The organism is Streptomyces sp. NPDC060198 (genome assembly GCF_042728415.1).
GTDB lineage: Bacteria > Actinomycetota > Actinomycetes > Streptomycetales > Streptomycetaceae > Streptomyces.
Genome location: NZ_JBHWZJ010000393.1, coordinates 1 through 6,213, shown reverse-complemented (window position 1 = coordinate 6,213; position 6,213 = coordinate 1). Strand labels below are relative to the sequence as shown.

The window sequence follows — 6,213 nt, the reverse complement described above, 5'->3', positions numbered from 1 at the left end:
GTACGGACGTTCCGTACGGGGCACCGTCATGCGCCGGGATCCTCACGGCAGCGTGGCCTCCAGCAGCTTCAGCTCCGTCGTCAGGTTCTGCCGCGCCCTGACCTCCCACTCCCTCGCTCCGTACGGCGTACGGAAGAGCACCGGCAGCGCCAGCAGTTGCCGCAGCACCCCGGACCGGCCCTCGCGAAAGAGGCCGTCCGGCACGAAGCCGTACTCCTCGCGGACCTGGGCGGCGTAGCGCGCGTACTCCTCGGGGCCCGCCGCCAGGATCGCCAGGTCGGCGTCGCACAGCACCTCGCCGTCGCGGTCGCCCTCCGCCGGGTCGTGGGTCACGGTGAGCCGGACCAGCCTCGCCACCTCGGCGGTCGCCCCCTTCGGAACCCCGGCCTCGGGCAGCGCCCGTTCGGCGAGGGCGGCGGACCGCTCCTCGTTCTCGGAGCGGTCGGGCCGGTAGACCGCGTCGTGGAACCAGGCGGCCAGCCGGACGAGCTCCGGCGCCCCGGCGTGCGCCGCGAGGACGTCGATGCCGTCCAGGACCGCCGTCAGATGGGCGGTGGTGTGGTACTTCCGCTGCGGCTCGGCCCACCGTTCCAGCAGGTTCTCGGCGTACGGGAGCGGATCGGGGCCCGCCTCGCCGCCCCGGGCGGCCACGAGTGCCTCCCGCCAGCGGACGCGGAGGTCGGGGGTGTGCGCGGTGTCGGACATGCGAGGGACCTTACGTGCCGTTCAATCTCTGGTTTTCGCGTGAGCGGGTGCCGCGTCGCGCCGAGCGGCGGACGGATACCGGGTTCCCGGTGCTCATCCCTGGTGAGGATGATGGTCCCGTGGCAGAGCCGACCTTTCGATACCACCCCGATCCGTTGGCCTCCGGGTCCGCGGTGCGCTCCGGCCATGTCTGCGGTGTCTGTGGCATGGATCGACAGATCCGCTACCGAGGACCTGTTTACGGTCGGCAACCCGACTCCCTCTGCCTTCCATGCATCCACTCCGGGGCAGCGTCACGGGCCCTGAGCATCCCGGGCGGAGGTGATGGGGACTCCGGCATGGCCGCGATGTTCAGCGACGCGGTGGACGTCCCCGACGACGTGCCTCTGTCGGTCGTCGAAGAGATCACCCGACGCACTCCCGGCTTCGCGGGCTGGCAGCAGGAGGCATGGCTGTACCACTGTGGCGACGGCGCGGCTTTTCTCGGCCCTGCCGGGTACCGCGAGCTCGAGGCCCACCCAGAGGCCCTCGCCATGCTCCGTGAAGATCGCCGGCGTCACGGCTGGTCGCCGGCAGCCACCGAGGAGTTCTTGCGGGAGCTGGACCGCACCGGTGAGCCGACCGCCTACCTGTTCCGCTGCTTGCACTGCGGCACGGGCCTGGCATCGTGGGACATCGGCTGACCGGCGTTCATTCCGCGGCGTGACCACGGCCGTCGTCGGTCGTCCTCCGGGGCTTCACGCCTGCGCGGCCCGGTACCGGCCGGTGTGGGTGGCGGTGAGCCCCGGAGCCGGCGAGGCTCCTGGACTCAGGTCCGAACGGAGGAGCGCATTGCGGAAGTGCTTCCGGTGCGCGGCGAACCTCCGTGAGGGGTCGTTGGCCGGGGACTTCTCACATGATCGTCTCGGGGCGTGCACACTCGCCACGCGCTCGTACTCGCGTCCGCATTCGCCCTGGCCCTCGCGGGCCCCCTCGCCACCAGTGCGGCTTCCGCGCCCACGCCGCCGGACCCGCAGCCCGCGCCGCTGATCCGTGCGGGGGACCCGATCCCCGGCCGGTACGTCGTCACCCTCGACCCGCTCGTGGACGCGGCCAAGACCGCGCAGAAGCTGGGCCTGGCACCGACCTTCACGTACAGCAAGGCGCTCAACGGCTTCGCCGTCCCCCTCACCCCGGCCCAGCTGACGACCCTCCGCGCCACCCCCGGCGTGACCTCGGTGGAGGAGGACGCGAAGAACTCCGTCCCCGCGTCGGAATCGATCCCGGCGTACGCCCCCGTCCCCGCCTCCCGTGCCGCGAACACATCGAGGGCCGCCGCCGCTGTCCCGGCCCGCCTCGCACCGGCCTCCACCTGGGGCCTGGACCGCATCGACCAGCGGAATCCGCCGCTCGACGGCGACTTCACCGCCGGCGGCGACGGTGCCGGGGTGACCGCCTACATCCTCGACTCGGGCATCGACTACCAGCACACCGAGTTCGGCGGGGCCGGCGGGACCCGTGCCTCCTTCGGCTTCGACGCCGTGGGCGACGGACGTCTCGGCGCGGACTGCCACGGCCACGGCACGCACGTCGCGGGCACCGTCGCGGGCAGCACGTACGGCGTCGCCCGCGAGGCGAGCCTGGTCAGCGTCCGCGTCCTGGACTGCGGCGGGGCGGGCTCCAGCTCCGGGCTGATCGCCGGCCTGGACTGGGTCGCCAAGAACGCCGTGCAGCCCGCCGTCCTCAACGGCTCACTCGGAGGTGGCAAGTCCCAGGCGGTCAACCGCGCCACGACCGCGCTGTCCACCGCGGGGATCCTCCCCGTCATCGCGGCGGGCAACGACGCCAGGAACGCCTGCGACGTCTCGCCCGCCTCCGCCGACGGGGCTCTGACCGTCGCAGCCTCCGACCGAACGGACGCGCAGACCTCCTTCTCCAACTGGGGCGACTGCGTCACCCTCTACGCCCCCGGTCAGGACATCGTCTCGGCCCGGATCGGCGGCGGCTCGGTGTCCCGGAGCGGCACCTCCATGGCGGCCCCCCACGTCACCGGCCTCGCCGCCCTCTACAAGCAGGCCCACCCGGATGCCGGCTCCGCCGAAGTCGCCGCCTGGATCGACGAGGTGTCCACCAGGGACGTGCTGACGGGTGTCAGCCAGGGCACCCCCAACCACCTCCTCTTCACCGACGGCCTGTAGTCCGGCCCGTTCGCCCTGCCCGACCGGTCCGCCCCGGCCCCGAGACCCCTCGGTGCCGGGGCGGCGGCGCGCTAGCGTGATCCCGTGACCATGGACCTCAACGCCGATCTCGGCGAAGGCTTCGGCCGTTGGACGCTCACCGACGACGACGCGTTGCTCTCCTGCGTGACCAGCGCCAACGTGGCCTGTGGCTTCCACGCGGGCGACCCGGCGGTGATGCGTCGCGTCTGCGAGGGCGCGGCGACCCGGGGCGTGACGATCGGCGCGCAGGTGTCCTACCGGGACCTGGCGGGCTTCGGACGCCGCTCGATGGACGTCCCGGCGGCCGAACTGACCGCCGAGATCGCTTACCAGATCGGCGCGTTGCGGGTCTTCGCCGAGGCGGCCGGCTCCCGCGTCGCGTACGTCAAACCGCACGGCGCGCTCTACAACCGCGCGGTCCACGACGACGCCCAGGCAGAAGCCGTGGTCCGGGGAGTGCTGCTGGCCGGCGGAGACCTCCCGGTCCTCGGGCTGCCCGGCTCCCGGCTGCTCGCCCACGCCCGCGAGGCCGGACTGCCCGCCGTGGAGGAGGCGTTCGCCGACCGCGCGTACACCCCCGAAGGCACCCTGGTGCCGCGGGGCGAGCCGGGCGCGGTCGTGGAGGACCCGGACGAGGTGGTACGCCGCGCGGTCCGCATGACGGTGGACCGTACCGTCGTCGCCGCCGACGGCAGCACCGTCCCCGTCGCCGCCCGCTCCCTCTGCCTGCACGGTGACACCCCCGGCGCGGCGGCGCTCGCCCGGCGGGTGCGGGCCGCGCTGGAGGAGGCGGGCGTCGGCGTCCGGGCGTTCGCGTGAGCGGCACCGCTCCCGGGGGCGGCGCCCCGCGGGTGCTGCCGGTCGGGCGGGACGCGCTGCTGGTCGAACTCGGCTCCGGGGAGGCCGCCGAGGCGTTCCACGCCGAGGTGCTGCGCCGCCGCGACCGGGGCGAACTGCCGCCGGTGCGCGAGATCGTCCCCGGCGCGCGCACGGTCCTGCTCGACGGGATCGGCGAGCCCGCCGGACGGCGCTCCGGTACCGCCGGCCGCGCCCGCCTCGACCGTTTCGCGCAGGAGCTCACCGGCTGGACCGTGGAGCCACTGCACCGCGCGGACGGCCCCGCCGTGGAGATCCCCGTCGTCTACGACGGCCCGGACCTGGCCGAGGTCGCCGCGCGCTGGGGCGTACCGCCCGGGGAGGTGGCCGCCGTCCACTCCGGTACGGCGTTCCGCGTCGCGTTCTGCGGGTTCGCCCCCGGCTTCGGCTACCTCACCGGACTCCCCGAGCACCTGCACGTACCCCGGCGAGCGACCCCGCGCACCCGGGTCCCGGCAGGGGCGCTCGCGCTGGCCGGTCCGTACACCGGGGTCTACCCGCGCGCCTCGCCCGGCGGATGGCAGCTCATCGGCCGGATGCCGGACCCGGCCCGGCTCTGGGACCCCGCCCGCGACCCGGCCGCGCTGCTGGTGCCGGGGGCGCGGGTGCGGTTCGTGCCGGTGGAGCCCACGAGCGACCCCACGAGCGACCCCACGAGCGTGGAGGAGCGGGCGTGAGCGGGCTGCTGCGGGTGGTACGGGCCGGGGCGCTGACCACCGTCCAGGACGCCGGGCGCACCGGCTGGGCGTACCTCGGCGTCCCCAGGGCCGGGGCGCTCGACGCGCCCGCGCACCGGCTCGCCAACCGGCTGGTGGGCAACGACCCCGCCGCCGCCGTGCTGGAGACCACTGCCACCGGCTGCGCCGTCCGCCCCGACCGGCCCGTGACCGTGGTGGTCGGCGGCGCCGTCTGCCGGGTCACGGTCGACGGCCGCCCGGCCGCCTGGGGCGCCCCCGTCCGGGTTCCGGCGGGTGCGGTGCTGGAGGCGGGCCCCGCGCTCAGCGGTCTCCGCGGCTACCTGGCGTTCGCGGGCGGCCTGGAGCCGGACGCGGTCCTCGGCAGCCGTTCGGCCGACCTGCTCTCCGGGCTCGGCCCGCCCCCGCTGCGCGACGGGGACACCCTCCCGCTCGGCGAACCGCCTGCCGCCGGCCCGGCGCTCCCGGCCGCCGCGCCCTGGGCGGCGGCACCCGCCGCGCCCGGTGGTCTCGTGCTGCCGGTCCGTCCGGGGCCCCGGCACGACTGGTTCACCGAAGGCGCCCTGCGCACCCTGACGACGGCCGCGTACCGGGTCTCCTCCGCGAGCAACCGCATCGGGCTGCGCACCGAGGGCCCCGCGCTCGAACGGGTCGCCGGCGTCGGTGGGGCCTCCGGCGGCGAACTCCCCAGCGAGGGCATGGTGCTCGGCGCGGTCCAGGTCCCGCCGGACGGCCGGCCGGTGGTGTTCCTGCACGACCACCCGACGACCGGCGGCTACCCGGTCGTCGCGGTCGTCTGGGCCCACGCCCTCGCGGCGGCGGCCCAGGCGGTCCCGGGGACCCCGATCCGGTTCGTACGCGTATGAGGTGACCAGGCACGATCCGGTTGCGGCCCGGTCACCCGCAAGGCCCCCGGAGGGCTGCGCGGGCGCGCGAACGACCGTAGGCTTGGATATTGGCCTAGACCTCTTGACGCCGATCCGGGACCGGCCCGATCCGGTCCGAAGGGCGTCATCCCGAGAAGTGGGGACACATGAGCAACCGCGCAGTCCTGGAGGTGATCGCGCTCGACGCCCAGGACGCGGTCGCGGCCCAGGCCGGTGGAGCCGACCGGCTCGAACTCGTCACCGACATGGCAGCAGACGGGCTCACCCCGACCCGGGAGACCTTCGCCGCCATCCGGGCTGCCGTCGACATCCCGCTGCGCGTGATGCTCCGGCAGGAGGACGGGTTCGCCACCGGTGACATCGACCGCCTCCTCGGGCGGCTCGGCGAGCTGCGGGAAGCGGGCGCCGACCAGTTCGTGTTCGGGTTCCTGGACCGGGACGGTCACGCCGACCTGGTCGCCGTCGAACGGCTCGTCGCCGAGCTGGGCGGCTGCCCGTGGACGTTCCACCGCGCGATCGACCGGGCCACCGACCGGGGTTCGCTGCGCAAGCAGCTCGCGGACCTGCCCGGACTCGACACGTACCTGACGGCGGGTGCGGCGACCGGGGTCGACGACGGCGTACCGACCCTGCTCGACGAGGCTGCCCGCTCGAACGAACCGGGTTACGAGCCGCAGATCCTCGTCGGTGGCGGCCTCCGCCTCGACCACCTGCCGAGCCTGCGGGCGGCCGGACTCGACGCCTTCCACATCGGTGGCGCCGCACGCCCGCACGGCTGGACCGGGCCGGTGGACGAGGCGGCGGTGCGCGCCTGGCGCGAGGCGATCGACGCGTAGGCACCCGGGCCGGCGG

7 protein-coding genes are annotated in these 6,213 nt (G+C 75.0%); 6 read left to right on the top strand and 1 reads right to left on the bottom strand.

What is annotated here, in order from left to right; genetic code table 11:
* Nucleotides 1-42: 42 nt before the first annotated feature.
* A complete protein-coding gene (locus tag ACFWEP_RS30060; RefSeq protein ID WP_387374739.1) occupies nucleotides 43-705 on the bottom strand; it encodes a hypothetical protein in 663 nt (220 codons plus the stop codon).
* Here ACFWEP_RS30060 and ACFWEP_RS30055 point away from each other — a divergent pair.
* The 6 genes from ACFWEP_RS30055 to ACFWEP_RS30030 all read left to right on the top strand — a co-directional run bounded on the left by ACFWEP_RS30055 (nucleotide 654) and on the right by ACFWEP_RS30030 (nucleotide 6,197).
* On the top strand, nucleotides 654-1,388 hold the full coding sequence (locus ACFWEP_RS30055) for a CbrC family protein (protein ID WP_387374737.1): 735 nt from the start codon (nucleotides 654-656) through the stop codon (nucleotides 1,386-1,388). The two genes, ACFWEP_RS30060 and ACFWEP_RS30055, sit on opposite strands and share 52 nt — an antisense overlap.
* Before the next feature lie 228 nt (nucleotides 1,389-1,616).
* Complete coding sequence (locus ACFWEP_RS30050) at nucleotides 1,617-2,882, top strand: S8 family peptidase (RefSeq protein WP_387374735.1); 1,266 nt, start codon at nucleotides 1,617-1,619, stop codon at nucleotides 2,880-2,882.
* A gap of 90 nt (nucleotides 2,883-2,972) precedes the next feature.
* Nucleotides 2,973-3,722 carry a LamB/YcsF family protein gene (locus ACFWEP_RS30045; RefSeq protein WP_387374741.1) on the top strand — a complete coding sequence of 250 codons (750 nt, stop codon included), beginning with the start codon at nucleotides 2,973-2,975 and terminating at the stop codon, nucleotides 3,720-3,722.
* Entirely contained in the window at nucleotides 3,719-4,456 is a 738-nt protein-coding gene (locus tag ACFWEP_RS30040) for an allophanate hydrolase subunit 1 (RefSeq protein WP_387374733.1), read from the top strand. The genes ACFWEP_RS30045 and ACFWEP_RS30040 overlap by 4 nt, the downstream gene beginning before the upstream one ends.
* A complete protein-coding gene (locus tag ACFWEP_RS30035; protein WP_387374732.1) occupies nucleotides 4,453-5,340 on the top strand; it encodes a biotin-dependent carboxyltransferase family protein in 888 nt (295 codons plus the stop codon). The genes ACFWEP_RS30040 and ACFWEP_RS30035 overlap by 4 nt, the downstream gene beginning before the upstream one ends.
* Before the next feature lie 167 nt (nucleotides 5,341-5,507).
* Complete coding sequence (locus ACFWEP_RS30030) at nucleotides 5,508-6,197, top strand: copper homeostasis protein CutC (protein WP_387374730.1); 690 nt, start codon at nucleotides 5,508-5,510, stop codon at nucleotides 6,195-6,197.
* Nucleotides 6,198-6,213 lie beyond the last annotated feature (16 nt).